The sequence below is a fragment of the Bacillus sp. ISL-57 genome (genome assembly GCF_018613135.1).
Lineage (GTDB): Bacteria > Bacillota > Bacilli > Bacillales > DSM-1321 > Peribacillus > Peribacillus frigoritolerans.
Window position 1 is genome coordinate 1 of record NZ_JAGGQV010000037.1, and the last position, 23,226, is coordinate 23,226.

Here is a 23,226-nt window from a genome sequence, read left to right on the forward strand (position 1 = left end):
TGAAGATGAGATTTCCCATGGCGCAAGCTAGTAAGATCCCTGAAAGATGATCAGGTTGATAGGTCAGAGGTGGAAGCATGGTGACATGTGGAGCTGACTGATACTAATAGATCGAGGACTTAACCAACGCTTTTTAAAAAATGAAATACCTTCTTATTATCTAGTTTTGAAGGAATGAATTCTTCAAAAATGAATATAGTCTGGCAATGATGGCGAAGAGGTCACACCCGTTCCCATTCCGAACACGGAAGTTAAGTTCTTCAGCGCCGATGGTAGTTGGGGGTTTCCCCCTGTGAGAGTAGGACGTTGCCAGGCTGTTCATTTAAATCTTTAATGGGTTTTAGGAAACATTATATTATTCCGCAGTAGCTCAGTGGTAGAGCATTCGGCTGTTAACCGAACGGTCGTAGGTTCGAGTCCTACCTGCGGAGCCATATGCTTCCATAGCTCAGTAGGTAGAGCACTTCCATGGTAAGGAAGAGGTCAGCGGTTCGAATCCGCTTGGGAGCTTCCCAATCTATCTATGAACAAAAAAAACAGTTCGGCCCGTTGGTCAAGCGGTTAAGACACCGCCCTTTCACGGCGGTAACACGGGTTCGAATCCCGTACGGGTCACCATTTTAAATCATTAATTCGGAGGATTAGCTCAGCTGGGAGAGCATCTGCCTTACAAGCAGAGGGTCGGCGGTTCGATCCCGTCATCCTCCACCATTATATTCTTTACTTGCCGGTGTAGCTCAACTGGTAGAGCAACTGACTTGTAATCAGTAGGTTGGGGGTTCAAGTCCTCTTGCCGGCACCATTTACAACCATATATTGCGGAGGGGTAGCGAAGTGGCTAAACGCGGCGGACTGTAAATCCGCTCCTTCGGGTTCGGCAGTTCGAATCTGCCCCCCTCCACCATTTTAATAAAATCCTGTGGATCAGTTATATATTCTCTGTATTGGGGAAATATATGATTACCACCTTTTTATTTTGTTGTACATTAATCATTGCATAACATATATTGGGCTATAGCCAAGCGGTAAGGCAACGGATTTTGATTCCGTCATGCGAAGGTTCGATCCCTTCTAGCCCAGCCATTTGCGGAAGTAGTTCAGTGGTAGAATACAACCTTGCCAAGGTTGGGGTCGCGGGTTCGAATCCCGTCTTCCGCTTAATATATTTTAAATTCCTTAGGGGCCTTAGCTCAGCTGGGAGAGCGCCTGCCTTGCACGCAGGAGGTCAGCGGTTCGATCCCGCTAGGCTCCACCATCAACTACATACACCAAAACTTACGTCTTAAGCCAAAAATGGTTTAAGACTTTTTTTTGTTTATGGCATAGTTGGGTAAACTAATTCCCAGAAAGATATTTTTTCACAAAAAAACATATGTAATCAGAACACGTGCATCTTTATACATGGAAATGTCGAGTTGAACCAATTGGCATATACGATATAAAATGATGGAAGGGGGAATTGTATGTCTATTCAGAAAATTTCCGTCATCGGATTGCCTATGGACCTTGGTCAAGCAAGGCGAGGGGTGGATATGGGACCTAGTGCCATCCGCTGCGCAGAGATTGTCGAGCGTCTTGAAAAGTTGAATATAGAAGTAGAGGATTTAGGGGATATAATTGTAGGGCGTCCTGAAAATGCAGATGAACCCGGAACAAATTTAAAAAACTTACAGCTTGTAGCAAAAGGTAACACCCAGTTAGCTGCAAGAGTTGATGAAATAATAGAAGAAGGTTCCTTTCCGCTTGTATTGGGGGGAGACCATTCAATAGCGATAGGCACACTGGCAGGAGTCTCGAAGCACTATAAGAATTTAGGTGTGATTTGGTACGACGCACATGGCGACTTAAATACGGAAGAAACTTCACCATCAGGAAATATACACGGGATGCCTTTAGCTGTCAGTATTGGAATTGGTCATCCGGACCTGATTAATATTCATGGTTTTGCTCCAAAAGTGAAACCTGAAAACATCGTAATCATTGGAGCGAGGTCATTGGATGAAGGGGAAAAGGAACTTATCCGTGAGAAAGGGATTAAAGTATTCACGATGCATGAGATCGACCGGATGGGAATGACACGGGTCATGGAAGAATGCATGGATTATTTAAGGGAAAGAACGGACGGCGTCCACCTTTCACTGGATTTGGATGGAGTGGACCCAGCAGATGCACCCGGAGTCGGGACACCGGTAATTGGTGGTATAAGTTATCGGGAAAGTCATTTGGCCATGGAAATGCTTGCGGAATCCAACTTGATTACATCCGCTGAATTCGTTGAAGTGAATCCCATTTTAGATGAGCGAAATAAAACGGCAATCGTTGCCGTGGCCTTAATGGGTTCGCTATTTGGAGAAAAATTATTATAACTAATAATTAAAAGAAACAGTAACCGGCTTGTAATGGGTTACTGTTTTTTATATGCTAGAAGACGTAGGTTCATTTACCAGGGTGTATGTAACAGAAACATATCTATAGATAAATGGATGCAATCTTGTATCCATATTCACTTGAGAGCACGTCTGTCCATGAGATCTCCGTTTTTAGTTAAATGGATGTATTGAATGATTAAAGAATCCAGTTTGCTGCTAACTTCAATAACTTCATTATCCACCATCGAAGAACGGGAAGCCAAAAACATCATTTTCTGTCTGCATTGTTCAATATGGTCTAAAATTTGTTCAGTACTCATATAGAGAATCACTCCTTTGAATTTTACAATTTCTTACTATATAGCCCTGTTTTTTTTTTCTTAAACATAAAATGTAAAACTTTGTTAAAATTAATGTATTAAATTTTTGAAACCTTTCAGCTTACGATTCGTAGTAATCGTATAGCCGCATGAGCGGGGGTAATACCGGAAAATGGATGCACTCATTAAAGAGAGAATTAATCAAGTATTAAAAGGAGACCATAATGCCTTTGGGGAAATTGTCGAAATTTACAAGGACAAAGTTTTCCAAATATGTTTCAGGATGCTCGGAAACAGGCAAGAAGCAGAAGATTTGGCTCAAGAGGCCTTTGTAAGGGCCTACGTGAACATTCGAAGTTTCAATATAACAATGAAATTTTCTACATGGTTATATCGGATTGCGACCAATCTTTGTATTGACCGGCTTCGAAAGAAAAAACCGGACTACTATCTCGATGCAGAGGTGGCAGGAACAGAGGGATTGAATATGTATTCCCAAATTGCATCGGATATGGCGAAACCCGAGGAAGAGGTTGAATCATTAGAACTGCAGGAAACCATTCAAGTGGAGATAATGAAATTGCCCGAGAAATACCGATCGGTAATCGTATTGAAGTATATTGAAGAGTTATCTCTAAAGGAAATCAGTGAGATACTCGATTTGCCGGTCGGTACGGTTAAGACGAGGATACATCGCGGTCGCGAAGCCTTGCGTAAACAACTACGCCATTTATAAAAAGAAGGTGAGAAAAATGAACTGCCATGAGGAAATCATTGAATATATGCATGATTATTTAGATGAGGACATCAAACCGGAGCATAAAGAAGTTTTACGGGAGCACTTGCATGACTGTGCTGAATGCCGGGATTACTTTCATGAAATGAAAAAGGCGGTCGCTCTTGTACAAAGCACTTCCCATATAAAGGCCCCGGATGACTTTACAGCGAAGGTTATGGCTCAATTGCCAAAGGAAACGAAAACAACAGGTGCCAAACGTTGGTTCAAAAGCCATCCTTTCATGACAGCGGCAGCGATGTTCATCATATTGATGACAGGATCTGTTTTTTCCACTTATAATCAGGACGAACATTTTTCAGTATCAAAGCAGCCTAACTTAGTGGTCGAAGGTGAAACGGTGATTGTGCCTGAGGGTGAGACAATCAAGGGAAATGTGGTAGTTCAAAATGGTAATATTCAAATAGATGGTGAAGTAGAGGGAGATGTGACAGTCATAAATGGGCATAAGTATATGTCTAAAGCAGGGAATGTGACTGGAAGCATCCATGTTATTGACCAAGCTTTTGAGTGGATGTGGTATAAAGTGAAGGACACTGCAACCTCGTTGGTTCCTGCTAAAGAGGAGAAAAAAGAATAAGGAATAGAAGCTGGGCAGGGGCATCGTTTTTGATTTACGATGACTTCGCCCAGCTTTATTTTTTTAAGGAAGGGAAACCATTTTTAATGGTTCTTTTTTCCTGTGTAAATTTCTCACACTAGTTTTTAGATGAATCATTTAAAAAATGGTATACTATTAAGGTTATTGTAAATAAAGATTGTAATTGGTATTTGGAGTAATACTGACTGGAGGAAACAACATGTCTTTAACCAATTTGACTGTTTGGGACTATGTAGTAAATTTCATTGATATTCTCCTTGTATGGTTTGTGATATATAAATTGTTAACTATTATTCGAGGCACGAAGGCTATTCAGCTGCTAAAAGGAATTTTTGTAATTGTCATTGTAAAAAGCTTAAGCAACCTGTTTGGTTTCAATACACTCGGATGGTTAATGGCACAAGTCATGAATTGGGGAGTATTGGCTATTCTCGTCATTTTTCAACCTGAACTGAGAAGGGCACTTGAACAATTAGGACGCGGGAAGCTCTTTGCAAGGGGCACCGTTCCAGAAGAGAATCAGCAAGAGCGTTTAGTCGAGGAAATCCTAAAGGCGTCCACCTATATGGCAAAAAGGCGGATTGGTGCCTTGATTACGATAGAAAAAGGTACGGAGCTGGGGGATTATGTTGAAACGGGGATACCCCTGAAATCCTATATTTCTTCAGAACTGCTCATTAATATTTTCATCCCTAATACGCCGCTCCATGATGGCGCAGTTATTTTACAAAATAACCAGGTGGCAGCCGCCGCTTGCTATTTGCCATTATCAGAGAGTCCATTCATATCAAAGGAACTTGGCACACGGCATAGGGCAGCCATAGGCATGAGTGAAGTTACGGATAGTCTGACGATTGTCGTATCAGAAGAAACGGGAGGAATATCCGTCACTAAAAACGGGGAACTTTACCGGGATTTGAATCAAGAATCATTTAGGGCCATGCTTACAAGTGAACTGGTAGTGGAAAATATCAAATCAACTTCCTCAAGCATCTTTAACTGGAGGGGGAAAAAGAATGGATAAATTCACCAATAGCGCTTGGTTTATGAGAATCGTAGCTTTTGCCTTGGCAGCACTTTTGTTCATTTCTATTAACTTTGAGATGGAGTCGGATAAAAAATCCCTTGGTTTATCGACTGCCCCTGAAATCAGTACGGAGACCATCGAAAATGTACCGGTTGAAGTGTACTATGACCGTGAGAATCTAGTGGTGAGCGGGGTGCCTGAAACAGTTGATGTTACTCTAAAGGGAGCAAAAAGCCTATTGATTAATGCGAAAAATCAAAGGGATTTTAAAGTGTATGTAGACCTTTCTGATCCTGCAATCTCAATGGGGGACAGAACTGTCACATTTAAAATAAGTGATTTGAATGAAAAGTTAGTGGCGACGATCGATCCGGAATATGCGGAAGTCAACGTTCAGGAACGGGTGACGAAGGAATTCTCCGTTGAGGCCGAGTATAACAGCTCTTTACTTGAAGAGGGGTATACAGCTGGTCAGCCAACAGTCAGCCCGAAAACTGTTAAAATAACGGGTGCTAAAGATGCAATTGAACAAATTTCCTATGTAAAGGCAAACCTTGAAATAAGTAAGGGACTTAACGAAACGGTGAACAGCAAGGCAACCGTTAAAGCCTTGGACAGGGATTTGAATAAGCTGGATGTGACGATCGAGCCATCTTCTGTTGCCGTTTCCTTAAAAGTGAGCATTCCTTCCAAGACGGTGTCGATAGCACCGAAGCAAACCGGCAAGGCAAAGGATGGAATCAGGATCACGAGTATAAGTGTCGATCCAAAAGAGGTCACCTTATTTGGTTCGGAGACGAGCCTGGAGAAAATAGATGAAATAAATCTTCCTGTAAATATCTCGAAAATTGATGGTGATACAGAACTGGAACTCGATCTTAATAAACCGGATAGTGTACAAAAAATGTCCTTGGGTAAGGCGAAGGTCAAGATTCGTACAGAAAAAGTTGATGTAGATGAAGAGAATGCAGAGCCAGTCGTGGAAGAGGAAGAACCAGAAACCGAACAAAAACAAGAAGAACAAGTAGTCGAAGAAAAACCAGAACCAGAAGAAGAAGATGAACCGGCTGCCGTTGAGTCCAAAACTTTCAACAATATACAAATAGTTCCTGTGGGCATACGGGATGACCAAGATGCCGAATTGGAATCCGATGTAACCAGCATCACTTTGCTTGGTGATGCGGATGATTTGAAGAAAATAACTAAAGACGACATTAATCTTACAGTAGATGTGAGTAATTTAGATGAAGGTACGCATGATGTGGATCTGGCGGTAACAGTGCCTGAGGGAGTGGAATGGGAACTGGATTCTAAAACGGTTTCGGTCACCATCACACAAAAAGACGAAGAGACATGACCTTCCTTTAACATCATCATTAAATTCAGTAACGATTCGAAGAAGGAGCGATAAAGATGGGTAAATATTTTGGAACAGACGGAGTAAGGGGTATAGCGAATAGCGAGTTAACACCGGAGTTGGCATTTAAACTAGGCCGTTTTGGTGGCTACGTCCTTACTAGAAATACAGAAAAACCCAAAGTGCTTATAGGACGCGATACTCGTATTTCAGGTGAAATGCTGGAAGGTGCGCTTGTTGCAGGTCTTTTATCCATTGGGGCTGAAGTGATGCGCCTGGGTGTCATTTCGACACCGGGAGTAGCCTATTTAACAAAGGCCTTAAGTGCTGAAGCAGGTGTCATGATTTCCGCTTCGCATAATCCGGTAGCGGATAATGGCATTAAATTCTTTGGACCGGATGGGTTTAAGTTATCCGATGATCAAGAAGCGGAAATTGAAGCACTATTAGATATGGAAAAGGATGAACTTCCACGCCCGGTTGGCGGAGATTTAGGCCATTTGAACGATTATTTCGAAGGAGGGCAAAAGTATCTCCAGTACTTGAAACAATCAGTGGATGAAGACTTTACAGGCATACATGTTGCTCTTGATTGTGCACATGGGGCCACATCTGCCTTGGCCATGCATCTGTTTGCAGATCTTGATGCAGACATCTCTACAATGGGGGCATCGCCCAATGGCTTGAACATTAATGATAAGGTAGGTTCCACCCACCCTGAAGCACTTGCTGAATTCTTAAAAGAAAAAGGTGCGGATGTTGGACTTGCTTTCGATGGTGACGGTGACCGTGTCATTGCCATAGATGAAAAAGGGAATATAGTGGACGGCGACCAAATCATGTATATCTGTGCGAAATACTTGAAAGAAAATAACCGTCTGAAACAGGGAACAGTGGTTTCTACGATCATGAGTAACCTTGGTTTTTATAAAGGTCTTGAAGAGCATGGCATACAAAGCGCCCAGACGGCAGTGGGAGATCGCTATGTGGTCGAGGAGATGCGAAAAGGCGGCTATAACCTTGGCGGTGAACAATCCGGACATATCATCTTCCTGGACTATAACACGACAGGTGATGGCCTATTGACGGGTCTACAGCTTGTGAACATCATGAGCGATACCCAAAAAACCTTATCGGAGCTTGCTGGCGAGATGAAGAAATATCCACAAACGCTGATCAATGTCAGAGTTACCGATAAACACGCTGTAACCGATAATGAAAAGGTACAGGAAGTCATCAAGGCTGTTGAAGGGGAAATGAACGGAAATGGCCGTATTTTGGTGAGACCATCCGGTACTGAACCGCTAGTCCGTGTTATGGCTGAAGCACCGACAGTTGAGGAATGCACTAATTATGTAGATCGCATCGTCGCAGTTGTAAGAGCGGAAATGGGAATAAACGAATAACCAATCCTATGCATAAAAGGAACGAAATTTCCTTTTATGCATATTTTTATAAAGAAGTTCTTTTTCGCAGGTCTTGGTAATAAAGAATTGACCTATGTCCCTTATTTAAGGTATGATTATCCTGATTTACAACTCATTTTCTTGAAAATGGTTGTTTTAAAAAGGAGGGTAGGCAAGGAGAAAAGGATTCACAAAAGCGCCTGAACTAAGTCTGGACGAGAAATGGCTTAGTTGACGAGGAGGAGGTTTATCGAATGATCGGCGGATACCTCCCGGCTGAAGTGCACAGCCGCAATAATTCCAATCTTAAAACAGTAGGGCAACTTACTGCACAAAGGGTTGGAAATGCACAATGGGAAAAAGTGCTTTAGGGCATTTCCTTTATAAAAATATATTAGAGATGAGGGGGCAGGGATGCCCCCGTGCATTCCTGTTCCCTCGAATCGGTTGGAGGAACAGAAATTATGTGTGGAATTGTTGGATATATTGGACTTAACGATGCAAAGGAAATTTTATTAAAAGGTCTTGAAAAACTTGAATATCGCGGTTATGACTCTTCAGGGATTGCTGTGAGAAATGAAGCAGGCGTGACAATCTTTAAGGAAAAGGGAAGAATCGCGGACTTACGAGCAGCCGTGGATGAAAATACTATGGCACAAACCGGAATTGGACATACGCGCTGGGCCACCCATGGTGTGCCAAGCCGTGAAAATGCCCATCCGCACCAAAGTAATTCAGGTCGATTGACTTTAGTTCATAATGGGGTCATTGAAAACTATGCGATTCTAAAACGTGAATATTTGAAGGATGTTGCCTTTAAAAGTGAAACGGATACGGAAGTCATCGTTCAACTCATAGAGAAGTTCGTTAACGAGGGCATGGAAGTGGAAGAGGCGTTCCGTCAAACACTCACTCTATTAGAGGGTTCATATGCAATTGCCCTATTGGATGCTGAAAATGATGAAACCATCTTAGTCGCCAAAAATAAAAGCCCGCTGCTGATCGGCGTCGGAAAAGACTTTAACGTTGTCGCTTCGGATGCAATGGCGATGTTGCAAGTCACAGATCAATTCCTTGAACTGATGGATAAGGAAATGGTTATCGTGACAAATGAAAAGGTAACGATCAAGAACCTTTCCAACGAAGAAGTCATGCGTGCTCCTTACACGGCTGAACTTGATGCAAGTGATATTGAAAAAGGTACGTATCCTCACTATATGCTCAAGGAAGTCGACGAGCAGCCAGCGGTAATACGTAAAATCATTCAAGCATACCAAAATGAAGAAGGTAAACTTGCAATCGACTATAATATTACTGAAGCCGTAAGTGAGGCTGACCGTATTTATATCATCGCTTGCGGAACCAGCTATCATGCAGGGTTGATTGGTAAGCAATTCATCGAAAAAATGACTGAAATTCCGGTTGAGGTCCATGTCGCATCGGAATTCACTTACAATATGCCGTTATTATCGAAAAAACCGTTATTCATCTTCATTTCACAAAGTGGTGAAACTGCAGATAGCCGTGCCGTATTAGTGTCCATCAAAGCGCTTGGTCATAAAGCCCTGACCATCACGAACGTACCTGGCTCTACATTGTCACGTGAAGCGGATTATACGCTCTTGCTGCATGCTGGCCCTGAAATTGCCGTTGCCTCTACAAAGGCCTACACAGCTCAAGTGGCAGTCTTATCAATCTTGGCAAATGTAACTGGCCAATTCCGTAACATGGAGTATGGTTTCGACCTTGTAAAAGAGCTTGGAATCGTTGCGACGGCCATGGAAGCCCTATGTGATTCGAAAGAAGAGATGGAAGACATCGCCCGTGAATATTTGTCCGTTACGAGAAACTGCTTCTTCATCGGCCGTTCACTTGACTACTATGTTGTACTTGAAGGGGCCCTTAAGCTGAAGGAGATTTCTTACATCCAGGCGGAAGGCTTTGCTGGCGGAGAGCTTAAACATGGAACGATTGCCTTGATTGAAGAAGGTACACCTGTCATAGCCCTTGCTACTCAAGCAGGCGTCAACCTAAGCATCCGTGGTAATGTGAAGGAAGTGGTTGCCCGTGGCGCCAACCCTTGCATCATTTCCATGAAGGGTCTGGAAGAAGAGGATGATCGTTTCGTCATCCCGGAAGTGAATGAACTATTAACACCCCTTATCTCTGTTATCCCGCTGCAGCTCATTGCCTACTACGCAGCCTTGCACCGCGAATGTGACGTGGATAAACCGCGTAACCTTGCGAAAAGTGTAACGGTTGAGTAAGTGGGAATGAATGCAATGTAGATTATGAAAAGTTGCGAAGCTTTACCCCTTTGGCTATGATTAGCCAAAGGGGTATTTTTTATATTTAAAACAACGGGAACCTCCCAAGTTGACAAGTGGATTAGAAGACCGAGGTAATAAGAATCGGTGGCAGTGTAATGCAGTCTATCAAATCCATCAGTAGGTAGTCATGGCATTTAGAGCAATGTTAATGATCTTCCGATGGTACATTGTTGAAAGAAACCCGTATTGAATTTAGGGGATGTTGAAAATGAAGTCTTCATAAAAATTTTTTTATTTAGGAGAGAATAGCATGGAAGTCTTTGCAGAATTTTTAGCGAATATCGATAACCCGCAACATAGGGAACGAACGGAAGAAGTCCTGGCTTGGGTAACTAAGAAATTTCCAAATCTAATGTCGAAGATTGCGTGGAATCAGCCTATGTTTACCGATCATGACACATATATCATTGGCTTTAGCGTAGCCACACATCATTTGGCTGTTGCCCCTGAAAAGGCAGGGATCGATCATTTCTCTGATGAAATCGTGCAGGCTGGCTATGATCACACCAAGCAGTTGGTACGTATCAAGTGGGACAGTCCGGTTGATTACCCATTACTTGAGAAAATGATAGAGTATAATATTTTTGATAAGGCAGACTGTTCAACTTTTTGGCGGAAATAAAAAAATGATTATTAAGGGTGAAAACCAACAAATAGATTTAAAAAACAGCTGCCATTGCAGCTGTTTTTTATTACCTATGATTTAAAATAAATTTTAAGATCAAAAAACCTCACGAAATAGGAAGCAGAATCGTAAAAGTAGTTCCCTTTTCGAGTTCGCTTTTTACGGATATGGTCCCTTCATGCATCTCTATAATCCTTTTTACGATCGATAGCCCTAAACCGCTGCCGCTTTTTGAACGTTCCCTTGCCAGGTCGGCTTTATAGAATCGCTCGAAAATATGGAACTGGTCTGTTTCGGAAATGCCGATTCCATTGTCGGATATCGTTATGGATGCCAGGCTATCAATCTGTTGTAATCGAATCGAGATCTTTCCGCGATGGCCGGTGAATTTGATGCTATTGTGTATTAAATTTGTCCATACTTGGCTCATCAAATCCTGGTCTCCAACTATTCGAATCTTTTCTAGGGATATGTCCAATTCGAGTTCTTTGTCCAACCAAGCGGGTTCACAAGCCAAAATAATGGTCCTTATTTGCTGATCCAGCCGGAAATCTGTCCTATCAAAAGGATGATGCTCAGATTCAAGGGATGTAAGCTTTAGAAGGTTATCGCTTAATTTGGATAATCTCCTGCTCTCTGTTTCTATTATATTAAGATAATGATTTCGTTCTTCGATTGTCAGCATATTAACTTGAAGTGCTTGGGCAAATCCTACAATGGAGGTAAGAGGCGACTGTATTTCATGTGAGACATTAGAGATGAACTCCTGCCGCATTTCTTCCATTTGCTTCAATTGCTTGGCCATGTGATTGAAGTGGTTAATGATGTCGGTCATTTCGTTTCTCTTGTCCATATTAAAATCCAGTTGTACATTATAATCGCCATTTGCTATTTTCCTTAAGGCATCTATGATCTCGAGGTAAATATTTACCCGTTTATTATGATGGATAGCATGGATAAGGTGACCAATTAATATCATGATTGCGATGCTTGTCACGATTGTAGCCAGATAGCGAACATAATCGGTTAACCTTAAGGGCAAAAGCTCAATGATATAGTACCCGGCGGAAAAGGAAATTGAAATAAACGTTACAAAAAACAGCATGCCAAGCATTTTTTTGAAAAATCGATTGCCTCTCATCTCGTTATCTCCAAACGGTAGCCCAATCCCCAGATCGTTTTAATCCGGAAGGGGAAATCCGATTCGGGAAACCGTTCCCTCACTCTTTTTATATGAACATCGACAGTCCGTTCATCACCTTCATAATCATAGCCCCAAATGTCTTCGATAAGATCTTCCCTGGAAAAAGTTTTTCCAGGATAGCTTGCTAATTTAAACAGCAATTCGAATTCTTTTAATGGAATCGTATATGCCTGTTCTTTGAATGACATTTCATGCGTGTTGCGATTCATTTTTAATTCGCCGATATTTAATGTTTGTGAAATAGTGATTTTATACCGTTTTAATAAAGCCTTTATTCTAAGAACCAATTCGATCGGTTCAAATGGCTTTACAAGATAATCATCTGCCCCAAACCCGAATCCTTTTACTTTTTGTGTTGTTTCCCCTTTTGCAGTCAGCATTAAAATGGGGATATCACTAAATTCCCGTAACTCTTTGCATAATTGCCATCCATCCATGTTAGGCATCATAATATCGATGACTGCCAAATCGATTTTCACTTTTTCCATTACTTTCAATGCTTGCATTCCATCTGAGGCTTCATATAGATCAAAGCCTTCTTTTCTTAACAACAGGTTTATAAGTTCGCGGATATGTGCATCATCATCGACTATCAATATTTTTGTCATCCTTCTTCTTTCCTTTCGGCGAATTAGGCCAGGTCAAGCTTGTGCAACTGCTGTTGGGCAAATTCGCGATATAATGAGTGCGTATTATATAGCTCTTTATGTGTTCCGCTGCCTGTTATTTTCCCTTTTTCAAGGAAGATGATTTGATCTGAACCGATAACGGTCGATAGGCGGTGGGCGATGACTATTGTTGTTCTTCCTTTCATTAAATGATTTAATGCCTGTTGAACCACTTTTTCTGATTTGCTGTCCAGGCTGGAGGTAGCTTCATCCAGCATTAATATTTTCGGATTTCTTAAAAATGCACGGGCGATTGCAATTCTTTGTCTTTGACCGCCTGATAATTTCATGCCCCTTTCACCGACCTCTGTATCATATCCGTTCGGAAGCTCAGAAATGAATTGATCTGCATACGCCATTTTAGCCACTTGATTTAATTCTTCATCTGTTATATCCCGATCGATGCCATAACAAATATTATCTCGAATTGTACCGGATACAATCGGGCTTTCTTGTGAAACATATCCAATCTGGCTTCTCCATGAAAGCAGGGTGAAGTCATTTATGGATGTCCCACCTATGGATATGGACCCTTCCTGTGGTTTGTAGAAACGCTCGAATAATGAAAAAAGGGTCGTTTTTCCGCTTCCGCTCGGGCCGACTATTGCAGTGACCTTACCGGCCTCAACGTTAAAGCTTATATCTTTAAGTACCTGTTCTCCATTATTGTAACTATAGTTCAGGTGATCCACGCTGATGGATTGACTCATATTTTGAACGGGCTGCTTCGCATCTTCTTCCTCCGCAGAATCCAGAATGGAAATGATGCGCTCTGTTGCACCCGTTGCTTTTTGGAATTGTGTAAAGAAACTGGCTAATTGAGCCATTGGCATGATTATTTGGAAAAGATACATGATGAATGCAACTAGAGCTCCAGCAGTCAGGGCCCCTGAAGAAACACGCATTCCCCCATATCCTAAAATCAGGACGAGTAATGCCATCATGACAAAACTCATTAGCGGCGCAATCAACGCTTGGATTTTTGCCTCTTTTAATCCGAATTGAAATAATTTCTGAATTCCTTTTTGGCCATTTTGATATTCCGAATCTTCTGCATTAGATGCTTTAACAAGACGTATTTCCGTTAGAACCTGCTGAAGGACTGCGGTGAAGCTTGCTGTCTCGTCCTGCATCCCTTTAGATATTTTGTGCATTTTTTTCCCTAGCGGCATTAATATCAAAACAGAGAGTGGAATTGCGGTGAACATCAATAATGTCATTTTCCAATCGAGTACGAATAATACGATCATGGAACCTACGATGGAAATGATTCCTGTAACGAAATTAGAGAGATGTTCAGAGATTAATCCCTTCACTACAGTTGTATCATTTGTCATTCGGCTGACTGTTTCTCCCGATGGATGATCATCAAAATAACTAATGGGTAATACGAGTAATTTTTTCCATAGTTGATCGCGGATACCTGCCACTACGGATTGACCGATCCGATTTAATAAATAGATGGAAAATCCACTGGCCAATGCTTGAACAATGATGGCAACAACGAGAAGTGTGATTCTTTCAGCGTTTAGTGAACTGACTGAAAAATCATTGATTAGATTTTTTGTGAATAATGGGACTAATAAAGCTACACCTGTTGTGCCTAGGCTTAATGCTAATGCAATCCCTATCATTAGTTTGGAAGGCTTCGTTTGTTGGACCAATCGAATGAACTGGCGCCATCCTTTTTGTTTTTTTGCTTCTGACATATGTAAATACATCCTTTCTCGATTTTCATTACAGAGAAGTATATAAAGAAGTTATGAATTGAATATGAACGAGTCTTAGTTAACCCACAAAAATTTTGGTGAGACCTTTTCTGAATGATGATGAAAAAAATGTGGCAGACACTTAAAATAGTGTCGGCTTTTTTTCATGAAGATACAAGGAAATTAAATATTCGATGGTTAACGGTAAGGAATATGTGTAAGGATCTCAAGTCTATGACTTATAGGTAAAAAGATATAGTGATATCTTGATTTTTATTTCATTTTTAATAATAAATACCTATATAGGCTAAAAACTTACCGGTTTTAACCGATTAAATATGGAGATACAAAAAACAGTATAAGTTAGGTGGAAAAAATGATTATTTTGAATGAGTCCATTGTGTCGCCAATTCTTCTAAAGGTGTTAGAGGAACAGCAAATTCCAGTATTGGAACAAGGGCAATGGGGAGACACATTAACATCAGAAAAGCTAAACATTCAAAAGGATACAGAATTTTTCAAGTCCATGGAAAAGGACAAAAGAATTCTTACAAACTCTGAAAATGGCATAACACTATTAGGTCATTTTCAACCGAATAGCAATGAATACATTTGGTCAAAGTTATTGAAGGATAAGAGTCAGGTACGAAATTTGACGAAATCTTTATATCCTGATTTCTATTTCCAAGATATCGATTTATCCATGATAAGTGAGCTGGATAAAAATCAAATACCATTTCCGGTAGTTATCAAACCCAATATTGGCTATTCAAGTGTAGGTGTGCACAAAGTAAAGAATGAACAGGATTGGGATATGGCCGTGAACCAGCTTAAAGCGGATTTACTTCATTCGGATGGATTATATGATTCAGAAGTGGTCGGTTCCCAGACCGTTTTAATAGAAGAGTGGATTCAGGGTGAAGAGTATGCCATTGATGGTTATTACAATCAAGATGGTGAACCGGTCATTTTGAATGTCTTCAAACGATTATTCAAGGATGAATACGATACTTCCGATCGAATTTATTATACTTCGAAGTTGGCCATTGATGAAATCTATCATGATGCATTGAAGTTCATGAAGAATATCCAAAGGGTACTTCCGCTTAGGAATTATCCTGTACACTTTGAAATCCGCAAAAAGGGAAACCGGGTGATACCCATCGAAATCAATCCCCTGCGTTTTGCTGGGGCGGGTACAACGGATCTAGGTTACCATGCCTATGGAATGAATATGTATGAACACTATTTTTCAGGAACGAAACCCGATTGGAATCGGATATTGGAAGAGATGGACAATCGAATATATAGCTTTTTCTTTGCAGAGGTTCCGCTTGAAATAAATCCGGAAGATGTTGCACGCATTGATCATGATGGACTTTGTCATGAATTCGAGCAGGTTTTGGAATATAGGCAGCTTCCTTTTCAAAATGACCGGAGCATGGCCATCATCTTTTATAGAAGTGAGGATTTAAATGAAAATCTCCAATTGCTTCATTTGGATTTAATACCATATTTGACTATAAAACAACTGGTTTTCAACTAAGGGGGCATGGAAATGAGATTTTCAAAGCTGAATCCTAAAAAATCTCTATTGGCAAAACTATTCTTGTTTTATATTATTCCTTTCGTGATTTTCGCAGGGGCCATGGGCCTTTGCTTTTCCTATATTACTAATAAAATGATCAATGAGAATGTCCTTCCGCAATTCGATGAACGCCTTTCTGAAAATGCCCACAGTTTAGCAGCGAGCCTCAATCCCACTTTGATAAACAAAGCTTCCGAACGGGGCGAAGAGATTAAGCGGAAACTGGATGCCTTTGTTGAAGATAAAGAAGGAATTGAATATGTTTATGTTTTGAAGCGGGAGAATGATGCCGACATGATTGTAGCCTTGAGCGGCAGTGATGACTATATGGTGGAATCCCCCTTCACACCGGAACAGGCAAAATCGATAAATGGAAGCGAAGACATCTTGAGTGAAATATATAAAGATAAGTGGGGAACACATAAGTCGTACTTTACGCCGATCGAAGGAACCGACGCGATTGTCGGAATCGATATGGATGCAAGCTTCATTGATGAATTGAAAAGCACAATGATATTCTATAATATCTTATTTCTTGCAAGTGCTGTTATATTGGGTGTGCTATGCGCCGTTGTCATCGGGAAAAAGATCTCGGGACCCGTCAATGAACTTGTTGGTTACACGAATGAAATGGCAAAAGGGGACTTAAGTAAATCGATTCCCGTTGGCAGAGAGGATGAGATTGGCGATCTGTCAAATGGATTCGAAGATATGAGATTAAGTTTGTCCCATATTATCCAGAATGTCCGTGAACACGCCCAAACGATGAATCAAACGACAGTTTCCATTCAGCAATCCTTTGAAGAGATGGTGGAATCCTATGGCCAGATAGTGACGGGGACAACGGAAGAAGCAAAGGCTTCGGAAGAACGTGCCCATCATATTGACCGGATTTCCAATATGATCAGTGACTTAACGGATACGATCCGTTTAATGAACGAGCAAACGAATGAAATGAATGAATTTACGATGCATGCAAATACACTTGCTGAACAAGGGAGTCAACAAGTGCAAGATGTAACGAGCCAGATGGATAAAATCATGGAAAACGGCCAAGCGAATAAAGCCAATTTGGTGAGCCTGGAAGAGGATGTAGTGAAGATAAATGAAGTGATTGGCCTAATAAGGGTGATTGCTTCCCAAACGAACCTGCTGTCCCTGAATGCGTCCATTGAAGCGGCACGGGCGGGGGATGCTGGCAGAGGTTTTGCCGTAGTAGCTCAAGAGGTGCAAAAATTGGCTGTGCAAACCGATGAATCCATCGATATCATTTCAGAATCGATTATGCGGATTAATGAACAAACAGCCAAAGTCATCCAAAATAATGATGAGAGTTTTCAGGATATACTAAATGGTGTCTCCTTAGTGGAAAACAATGGCGAGATTTTCAATAAGATATTCGAATCCGTAGAGAAATTGCTGAAAGGCACAGAACGATTGGCCGTACATTCGAAAAAAATCAATGAGTCTTCGGATGAAAGCCTGGCATCCATACAGGAAATTGCGGCGATTTCCGAAGAAGGAGTCGCAACAATGGAGCAAATCTCGGCAGCTGCCATTCAACAAAGTACCATAATGGCTGGACTGAAGGAACAAAATGAAGATTTAGCAAAAGAATCGGCGATTTTAGAAGAAATGGTAGAAAAGTTCAATACGGAAAAATAAATATTTGAAGTAAACATCTACAAAAACCTTTCGTTATAACGAGGGGTTTTTGTTTGGGGTAATGCATGTGAGCGTTCATGTTGACCGAGGGCTGTAAGTGATAGCGACTTTGGTTACTGCTTGATTTTTAATAGAATTGAGAGAGTATTAAAAATTGCTGGAAAAAAGTTTCCCCAAACTATTTGCAATCGCTACCATTTAATGTTATGCTTAGTCTTAATTATTTTTGTTCGGTACTAAGGATACTAAAAGTACTACTTTTCGTTTTCGATGATGACTTAGAGCAAGGATAGTAATACATTGTGCTTAGATGCACTAGGAGGCAACAACAATGGAACAAGGTAAAGTAAAATGGTTTAACGCAGAAAAAGGTTTTGGATTCATCGAACGCGAAAACGGAGACGACGTATTCGTACATTTCTCAGCTATCCAAAGCGAAGGTTTCAAATCTTTAGACGAAGGCCAAGAAGTTACTTTTGAAGTAGAACAAGGTCAACGCGGACCTCAAGCTTCTAACGTTCAAAAAGCATAATTTCAATAACAAAAAAAGACGGATCCCTTTTAAAGGGTCCGTCTTTTTTTGTTTTGTGAAAATACATAACAAAAAACCCTGCTAAACGATAAGCAGGGTAAATGGTACAAGTAAAGTAAAACGCTTAAAAAGGTTTGACTAAGTATATCATAGTTTTTCTAAAAAATACTAAATTAAATATATTATACGTATCAAGGTAACGATAGGTAATTATTGAAATCACTGATTGAAGGGGCGTAAAGGAATTTATGTCGCTTCTTTTTTTTTCGCCTGAAGATCAGGAAGAGGAGAGTATGACTTTTTTGTAAGCAAAAAGGGAAACAAAAAAACGATGGCCCACATATAAAAACATATGGGCACTTTCATTAACTTTGGGAAGGGGAAAAGATTCTTATCATTCAAATATGGATTTGAATATTCAGGGAATTATGTTATATTATAATCAAACGAACATTTGAATGAGAGGTGTGAGAAGATGACGGAACTGAAAGATATATGTGATGTTCACCTGCATGATGAAGTGAAGGTCAATCGCATTCAAGAGGAAATGGGCCAGGTGGATATATCCAGCATGTCGAAGCTGTTTAAGGTTATAGGCGATGAAAATAGGGCGAAGGTAGCTTATGCGCTCTGTACGGACGAGGAATTGTGTGTGTGCGATCTGGCCAATATCATTGGTGCTTCGATGGCGACGACGTCACATCATCTTCGTACCCTTTATAAACATGCAATCGTAAAATATCGAAAAGAAGGTAAGTTGGCTTTTTATTCTTTGGATGATCACCATATTAAGCAATTGATTCTCATTGCATTAGAACATCAGCAGGAGGTAAGGGTCGATGGCTGAATCCCCAATGAAAACATATCGTATCCAGGGTCTATCCTGCACGAATTGTGCGGCTAAATTCGAGAACAATGTCCGTGAACTAGAGGGTGTGAAGGATGCCAAAATCAACTTTGGCGCCTCGAAGATATCGGTACAGGGCAGCACGACCATTGAACAGATTGAAAAGGCGGGAGCTTTCGATAACCTGAAGATCCGCGGTGAACAGGAACAGGTAACTCAAAAAGAACCGTTTTGGAAGCAAAAGGAAAATATTAAAGTGTTGTTTTCGGTTATCTTATTGCTGGTCAGCTGGATATTGGATAATCGATATGCTGATGGAAACATCATGCCGGTATTCGGTTATGCGGCTGCAATCATAGTTGGAGGATATTCATTATTTGCCAATGGTTTGAAAAACCTTGTACGGCTTCGCTTTGATATGCACACCCTTATGACGGTAGCCATTATCGGGGCGGCCGTGCTTGGTGAATGGGGCGAGGGTGCGACCGTCGTCATTCTATTTGCGATAAGTGAAGCATTGGAAAAATATTCGATGGATAAAGCACGTAATTCCATCGAATCATTAATGAACATCGCACCTAAAGAAGCTTTGATCCGCAGAGGGCATCATGAAATGATGGTTGCTGTTGACGAGATTGAAGTGGGCGACATCATGATCGTTAAACCTGGTCAAAAGCTTGCAATGGATGGCCGGATCATAAAGGGCGCCTCGACACTTAATCAGGCAGCCATTACTGGTGAATCAGAGCCGGTTTTTAAAACGGTTGAGGGTGAAGTTTTTGCCGGAACCTTAAATGGTGAAGGGCTGCTCGAAGTGGAGGTCACGAAGCGGGTCGAGGATACGACGATTGCAAAAATCATCCACCTTGTTGAAGAAGCACAGGCCGAAAAGGCTCCTTCCCAAGCCTTCGTGGATAAATTCGCGAAATTTTATACGCCGGCCATCATGCTCATTGCCCTGGCCATTGCGGTATTACCGCCGATCGTGATGAACGGGGATTGGAGTGAATGGATTTATCGGGGATTGGCTGTTCTGGTTGTCGGCTGTCCGTGTGCTTTGGTCATTTCTACGCCCATCGCCATCGTGACAGCAATCGGAAATGCTGCGAAACATGGTGTGCTGATTAAAGGCGGGGTCCATTTGGAGGAAGCGGGAGCCTTAAAGGCGATCGCGTTTGATAAAACGGGTACTTTAACAAAGGGCGTACCTGAGGTGACCGATTTCAAAATGTTATCTGATGTGTTGAATGAACAGGAAGTGCTGGCCATCGCCGCTGCTTTAGAAAGCAGATCACAGCATCCCCTTGCCACGGCCATTCTTCAAAAGGCGGAAACCTGCGATGTGGACTATCCTTCTTTATTGGTAGAGGATTTTACTGCGATTACCGGTAAAGGGATAAAAGGGAAAATTAATCAAGAAATCTATTACATTGGTAAACCCCACCTTTTTGTGGAAGAGGCAGGTTTCGTTTTCTCTGATGATGTGCTTAAATTAATCAGCGGCTATCAAAATGCTGGGAAAACGGTGATGGTGCTTGGCGATCAAGTAAAGCTCCTGGCACTCATCGCGGTGTCTGATGAAATAAGGGAAAGCAGTAAGGAAGCCATTAGGAAACTGCATGCTTTGGGAATTGAAAAAACGATCATGCTGACTGGCGATAATATCGGAACGGCAAAAGCGATTGGAGCGGCAGCTGGCGTTCATGAGATTGAGGCGGAGCTATTGCCGCAGGATAAATTGACCATCATCAAACGATGGAAACAAAAATACGATCGAGTGGCCATGGTAGGCGATGGTGTCAATGATGCTCCGGCATTGGCAGCTTCCACGGTAGGAATCGCAATGGGAGGGGCGGGCACGGATACGGCCCTGGAAACAGCCGATATTGCCTTAATGGGAGATGACTTATCGAAGCTGCCTTATACAATCCGCTTAAGCCGCAAAACATTAAAAATCATTAAGCAGAATATCACGTTCTCATTGGTGATTAAAGTCCTGGCCTTATTATTGATAGCGCCGGGCTGGTTAACACTTTGGATGGCGATATTTGCCGACATGGGTGCGACGTTATTAGTTACATTGAACAGCCTTAGGTTATTGAGAATAAAAGAATAGAATAATATGGGCTCCCTGGTGCATCTTAAGGTGCACCAGGGAGCTTTTATTTTGGGCTTTCCAATTGTTTCATGTGAAACTTTGCAAAATTTTGTTTAATTTTATCTTTTAGTAAATGGAAGTCCAATAAAAACATTTTGCTAAGGGCAGCAACCGTTATGCAAGCGATGTCTGGTATGGCTACAATGTGGCTGGCTTTTAGGCGGCATGACAGTTTGTTTAAGTATAATATAGGGAGTAAGTATGTACGGAAGGGATTTGAAATGATGGAATTACAGCAGAGGGCAATCTTGGTTGGAGTCAATCTCAACGGTTCAAAGGATTTTGAGTATTCGATGGAGGAATTGGCCAATTTAACGGAAGCATGTGACGTAGAGGTTGCAGGAACCATCACACAAAATTTGCATCGGGTGAACTCATCACATTTTATCGGTACGGGGAAGATCGAGGAAGTGAAAAATCTCGTTGAGCATAAAGAAGCTAATGTCGTCATTTTTAATGACCAGCTCTCTCCTTCGCAGCTTCGTAATCTGGAGAGGGACATGGATTGCAAGGTGATTGACCGGACAATCTTGATTCTGGATATTTTCGCGCATCGGGCGAAAACGAAGGAAGCACAGCTTCAAGTAGAAGTGGCAAAGCTGCAATATATGCTCCCGCGTCTCGTTGGTTTAAGGGAGTCATTAGGGCGTCAGAGCGGCGGGGTCGGTACAAACAAAGGTGCAGGTGAAAAGCAGTTAGAGCTTGACCGCAGGAGGATCGAGGAAAATATAAGTGTCTTGAATAAAGAACTGGAAGACCTTGTTGCACACAGGCAAACGCAGAGGAAACAGCGGAAAAAGAATGCAGTCCCTGTCGTATCCTTAGTCGGTTATACCAATGCTGGTAAATCTTCGATCATGAATGCACTGATTGAGATGTTCCATCCAAATGCCGAGAAGCAGGTGCTGGAGAAGGATATGCTGTTCGCTACGCTTGAGACGTCAGTCCGAAACATTCCGCTGCCGGATAAAAAGGAATTCTTATTGACGGATACGGTGGGATTTGTGTCTAAATTGCCGCATCATCTAGTGAAAGCATTCCGATCCACATTGGAAGAAGTGGTAGAAGCAGATCTGTTGATTCATGTTGTTGATTTTTCCAATCCTAATCATGAGCAGCAAATGGAGATAACGGAAAAGACTTTAAACGATATAGGCATTAAAGGGATTCCGACGATCTTTGCGTATAATAAAGCGGACCTTACCGAGTTGGATATCCCTCAGGTGAATCGTGGCTCTGTATATATGTCAGCAAAAAACAAAGTTGGCATCGAGGAACTGATAAATCAAATTCGCAAGCATATTTTTGTCGACTATACTCACTGTGAAATGCTGATTCCATTTGATCAAGGGCAGCTTGTTTCTTATTTCAATGAAAATGGACATATAACGGAAACGGAATATGAGGCAATCGGATATCGATTAAAGCTTGAGTGCAAGAAAACGGATTATGAGAAATATAAACGATACGTTATACATCCGGAATGAACCTGCCTGTTGATAATTTGTTAATGGGTTGTTGATAAGTGGAAAAGTCGATTCGTTAATGTGGATAACTTTTGGTTAAATGCCTCTGTTCTGCAAAAACAAAGAGAATAACGCTATATGATATGTGAATAAGTTGTGGATAAAAGTGAAAAGACCCAGGAAACCAAGATTTTCGTTTCTGGGCTTTTTTTTATGTGGACAAAGTGTTGATAAGCAGGTAATCGGAATAAGTCAGTCAAAAATATCAGTAAGTATGATGAAAAGTAAGTTTGGATGTAGAAAAATGACGAGGTTTATCACTTATTGTTAGGAAATATAACATGAATATTACATATTGCAAATTCAATGTCTGGAAATACTTTACACTTTGTATAATGTATCTTGCTTTTTAACATTATAGAATAAATAATACTCAATTCTCCGATTTATCATCAGGATTTGAGTTTTTAAGATTAGTAGGGGGGGCTTTTGTGATAGAAGGAAGCAGGGTCCGAGGCGTGACCAGTGAGAGAATGAGAGAGAAAATAGTAAACAAAA

The 23,226-nt window shown here is 41.3% G+C and carries 18 protein-coding genes, 9 tRNA genes and 2 rRNA genes; 25 read left to right on the forward strand and 4 right to left on the reverse strand.

The window, feature by feature from the left end:
• From J7I90_RS26020 to rocF, 12 genes are all read left to right on the forward strand, one after another.
• Positions 1-127, forward strand: a 23S ribosomal RNA gene (locus tag J7I90_RS26020); the annotation flags it as partial.
• A gap of 72 nt (positions 128-199) precedes the next feature.
• A 5S ribosomal RNA gene (gene rrf, locus J7I90_RS26025) occupies positions 200-315 on the forward strand.
• 44 nt (positions 316-359) lie between these two features.
• Positions 360-434, forward strand: a tRNA-Asn gene (locus J7I90_RS26030).
• A gap of 3 nt (positions 435-437) precedes the next feature.
• Positions 438-510: transfer RNA gene (locus tag J7I90_RS26035), tRNA-Thr, on the forward strand.
• A 33-nt stretch (positions 511-543) separates the two neighbouring features.
• A tRNA-Glu gene (locus J7I90_RS26040) sits at positions 544-618 on the forward strand.
• 17 nt (positions 619-635) lie between these two features.
• A tRNA-Val gene (locus J7I90_RS26045) sits at positions 636-711 on the forward strand.
• A 15-nt stretch (positions 712-726) separates the two neighbouring features.
• Positions 727-802, forward strand: a tRNA-Thr gene (locus J7I90_RS26050).
• Positions 803-820: 18 nt separating this feature from the next.
• Positions 821-904, forward strand: a tRNA-Tyr gene (locus J7I90_RS26055).
• A 104-nt stretch (positions 905-1,008) separates the two neighbouring features.
• Positions 1,009-1,083, forward strand: a tRNA-Gln gene (locus J7I90_RS26060).
• A 3-nt stretch (positions 1,084-1,086) separates the two neighbouring features.
• Positions 1,087-1,158 (forward strand) — tRNA-Gly (locus J7I90_RS26065).
• 21 nt (positions 1,159-1,179) lie between these two features.
• A tRNA-Ala gene (locus J7I90_RS26070) sits at positions 1,180-1,255 on the forward strand.
• 208 nt (positions 1,256-1,463) lie between these two features.
• Positions 1,464-2,366, forward strand: coding sequence for an arginase (gene rocF, locus J7I90_RS26075; protein ID WP_214774676.1), 903 nt, complete (start codon positions 1,464-1,466; stop codon positions 2,364-2,366).
• Positions 2,367-2,503: 137 nt separating this feature from the next.
• Here rocF and J7I90_RS26080 read toward each other — a convergent pair whose 3' ends face one another.
• Positions 2,504-2,689 (reverse strand): aspartyl-phosphate phosphatase Spo0E family protein, encoded by a 186-nt coding sequence (locus J7I90_RS26080; RefSeq protein ID WP_034304941.1) that lies wholly within the window; start codon positions 2,687-2,689, stop codon positions 2,504-2,506.
• 172 nt (positions 2,690-2,861) lie between these two features.
• Here J7I90_RS26080 and sigW point away from each other — a divergent pair, with 172 nt between their 5' ends.
• The 7 genes from sigW (at position 2,862) to J7I90_RS26115 (ending at position 10,828) form a co-directional block, all read left to right on the forward strand.
• Positions 2,862-3,425: an RNA polymerase sigma factor SigW gene (sigW, locus tag J7I90_RS26085; RefSeq protein WP_048685727.1), complete on the forward strand. Its 564-nt coding sequence runs from the start codon at positions 2,862-2,864 to the stop codon at positions 3,423-3,425.
• A 16-nt stretch (positions 3,426-3,441) separates the two neighbouring features.
• Positions 3,442-4,065 carry an anti-sigma factor family protein gene (locus tag J7I90_RS26090; RefSeq protein WP_048685729.1) on the forward strand — a complete coding sequence of 208 codons (624 nt, stop codon included), beginning with the start codon at positions 3,442-3,444 and terminating at the stop codon, positions 4,063-4,065.
• Positions 4,066-4,285: 220 nt separating this feature from the next.
• The gene (cdaA, locus tag J7I90_RS26095; protein ID WP_034304935.1) at positions 4,286-5,110 is read left to right on the forward strand and encodes a diadenylate cyclase CdaA; all 825 of its coding nucleotides are present in this window, start codon (positions 4,286-4,288) and stop codon (positions 5,108-5,110) included.
• Positions 5,103-6,470, forward strand: a complete 1,368-nt coding sequence (locus J7I90_RS26100) for a CdaR family protein (protein ID WP_214774678.1) — start codon at positions 5,103-5,105, stop codon at positions 6,468-6,470. The genes cdaA and J7I90_RS26100 overlap by 8 nt, the downstream gene beginning before the upstream one ends.
• Before the next feature lie 56 nt (positions 6,471-6,526).
• Positions 6,527-7,876: a phosphoglucosamine mutase gene (glmM, locus tag J7I90_RS26105; protein ID WP_101225662.1), complete on the forward strand. Its 1,350-nt coding sequence runs from the start codon at positions 6,527-6,529 to the stop codon at positions 7,874-7,876.
• Between the two features lie 464 nt (positions 7,877-8,340).
• Positions 8,341-10,143 carry a glutamine--fructose-6-phosphate transaminase (isomerizing) gene (gene glmS / locus J7I90_RS26110; protein WP_214774680.1) on the forward strand — a complete coding sequence of 601 codons (1,803 nt, stop codon included), beginning with the start codon at positions 8,341-8,343 and terminating at the stop codon, positions 10,141-10,143.
• A gap of 313 nt (positions 10,144-10,456) precedes the next feature.
• Entirely contained in the window at positions 10,457-10,828 is a 372-nt protein-coding gene (locus J7I90_RS26115; protein ID WP_214774682.1) for an iron chaperone, read from the forward strand.
• Positions 10,829-10,937: 109 nt separating this feature from the next.
• Here the strand turns inward: J7I90_RS26115 and J7I90_RS26120 are convergent, their stop codons facing one another.
• Genes J7I90_RS26120 through J7I90_RS26130 form a run of 3 tightly spaced genes read right to left on the reverse strand, consistent with a single transcriptional unit; the run spans position 10,938 to position 14,424 of the window.
• A complete protein-coding gene (locus J7I90_RS26120; RefSeq protein ID WP_214774684.1) occupies positions 10,938-11,972 on the reverse strand; it encodes a sensor histidine kinase in 1,035 nt (344 codons plus the stop codon).
• Entirely contained in the window at positions 11,969-12,643 is a 675-nt protein-coding gene (locus J7I90_RS26125; protein WP_214774686.1) for a response regulator transcription factor, read from the reverse strand. The genes J7I90_RS26120 and J7I90_RS26125 overlap by 4 nt, the downstream gene beginning before the upstream one ends.
• A gap of 23 nt (positions 12,644-12,666) precedes the next feature.
• Positions 12,667-14,424: an ABC transporter ATP-binding protein gene (locus J7I90_RS26130; RefSeq protein ID WP_214774688.1), complete on the reverse strand. Its 1,758-nt coding sequence runs from the start codon at positions 14,422-14,424 to the stop codon at positions 12,667-12,669.
• A 364-nt stretch (positions 14,425-14,788) separates the two neighbouring features.
• Here J7I90_RS26130 and J7I90_RS26135 point away from each other — a divergent pair, with 364 nt between their 5' ends.
• From J7I90_RS26135 to hflX, 6 genes are all read left to right on the forward strand, one after another.
• Entirely contained in the window at positions 14,789-15,958 is a 1,170-nt protein-coding gene (locus J7I90_RS26135) for an ATP-grasp domain-containing protein (protein WP_214774690.1), read from the forward strand.
• Between the two features lie 12 nt (positions 15,959-15,970).
• On the forward strand, positions 15,971-17,665 hold the full coding sequence (locus tag J7I90_RS26140; RefSeq protein ID WP_214774692.1) for a methyl-accepting chemotaxis protein: 1,695 nt from the start codon (positions 15,971-15,973) through the stop codon (positions 17,663-17,665).
• A 331-nt stretch (positions 17,666-17,996) separates the two neighbouring features.
• Positions 17,997-18,197 carry a cold-shock protein gene (locus tag J7I90_RS26145; RefSeq protein ID WP_034304915.1) on the forward strand — a complete coding sequence of 67 codons (201 nt, stop codon included), beginning with the start codon at positions 17,997-17,999 and terminating at the stop codon, positions 18,195-18,197.
• 475 nt (positions 18,198-18,672) lie between these two features.
• Positions 18,673-19,044: an ArsR/SmtB family transcription factor gene (locus J7I90_RS26150; RefSeq protein ID WP_214774694.1), complete on the forward strand. Its 372-nt coding sequence runs from the start codon at positions 18,673-18,675 to the stop codon at positions 19,042-19,044.
• Positions 19,037-21,160, forward strand: coding sequence for a heavy metal translocating P-type ATPase (locus J7I90_RS26155; RefSeq protein WP_214774696.1), 2,124 nt, complete (start codon positions 19,037-19,039; stop codon positions 21,158-21,160). The genes J7I90_RS26150 and J7I90_RS26155 overlap by 8 nt, the downstream gene beginning before the upstream one ends.
• A 263-nt stretch (positions 21,161-21,423) precedes the next feature.
• Entirely contained in the window at positions 21,424-22,689 is a 1,266-nt protein-coding gene (gene hflX / locus J7I90_RS26160) for a GTPase HflX (protein ID WP_214774698.1), read from the forward strand.
• The last annotated feature ends 537 nt before the right edge of the window (positions 22,690-23,226 follow it).

Excerpts from the sequence above, each read along its gene's own strand:
- rocF (WP_214774676.1), top strand. The coding sequence starts at position 1,464 with ATGTCTATTCAGAAAATTTCCGTCATCGGATTGCCTATGGACCTTGGT.
- J7I90_RS26080 (WP_034304941.1), bottom strand. The coding sequence starts at position 2,689 with ATGAGTACTGAACAAATTTTAGACCATATTGAACAATGCAGACAGAAA.
- sigW (WP_048685727.1), top strand. The coding sequence starts at position 2,862 with ATGGATGCACTCATTAAAGAGAGAATTAATCAAGTATTAAAAGGAGAC.
- J7I90_RS26090 (WP_048685729.1), top strand. The coding sequence starts at position 3,442 with ATGAACTGCCATGAGGAAATCATTGAATATATGCATGATTATTTAGAT.
- cdaA (WP_034304935.1), top strand. The coding sequence starts at position 4,286 with ATGTCTTTAACCAATTTGACTGTTTGGGACTATGTAGTAAATTTCATT.
- J7I90_RS26100 (WP_214774678.1), top strand. The coding sequence starts at position 5,103 with ATGGATAAATTCACCAATAGCGCTTGGTTTATGAGAATCGTAGCTTTT.
- glmM (WP_101225662.1), top strand. The coding sequence starts at position 6,527 with ATGGGTAAATATTTTGGAACAGACGGAGTAAGGGGTATAGCGAATAGC.
- glmS (WP_214774680.1), top strand. The coding sequence starts at position 8,341 with ATGTGTGGAATTGTTGGATATATTGGACTTAACGATGCAAAGGAAATT.
- J7I90_RS26115 (WP_214774682.1), top strand. The coding sequence starts at position 10,457 with ATGGAAGTCTTTGCAGAATTTTTAGCGAATATCGATAACCCGCAACAT.
- J7I90_RS26120 (WP_214774684.1), bottom strand. The coding sequence starts at position 11,972 with ATGAGAGGCAATCGATTTTTCAAAAAAATGCTTGGCATGCTGTTTTTT.
- J7I90_RS26125 (WP_214774686.1), bottom strand. The coding sequence starts at position 12,643 with ATGACAAAAATATTGATAGTCGATGATGATGCACATATCCGCGAACTT.
- J7I90_RS26130 (WP_214774688.1), bottom strand. The coding sequence starts at position 14,424 with ATGTATTTACATATGTCAGAAGCAAAAAAACAAAAAGGATGGCGCCAG.
- J7I90_RS26135 (WP_214774690.1), top strand. The coding sequence starts at position 14,789 with ATGATTATTTTGAATGAGTCCATTGTGTCGCCAATTCTTCTAAAGGTG.
- J7I90_RS26140 (WP_214774692.1), top strand. The coding sequence starts at position 15,971 with ATGAGATTTTCAAAGCTGAATCCTAAAAAATCTCTATTGGCAAAACTA.
- J7I90_RS26145 (WP_034304915.1), top strand. The coding sequence starts at position 17,997 with ATGGAACAAGGTAAAGTAAAATGGTTTAACGCAGAAAAAGGTTTTGGA.
- J7I90_RS26150 (WP_214774694.1), top strand. The coding sequence starts at position 18,673 with ATGACGGAACTGAAAGATATATGTGATGTTCACCTGCATGATGAAGTG.
- J7I90_RS26155 (WP_214774696.1), top strand. The coding sequence starts at position 19,037 with ATGGCTGAATCCCCAATGAAAACATATCGTATCCAGGGTCTATCCTGC.
- hflX (WP_214774698.1), top strand. The coding sequence starts at position 21,424 with ATGATGGAATTACAGCAGAGGGCAATCTTGGTTGGAGTCAATCTCAAC.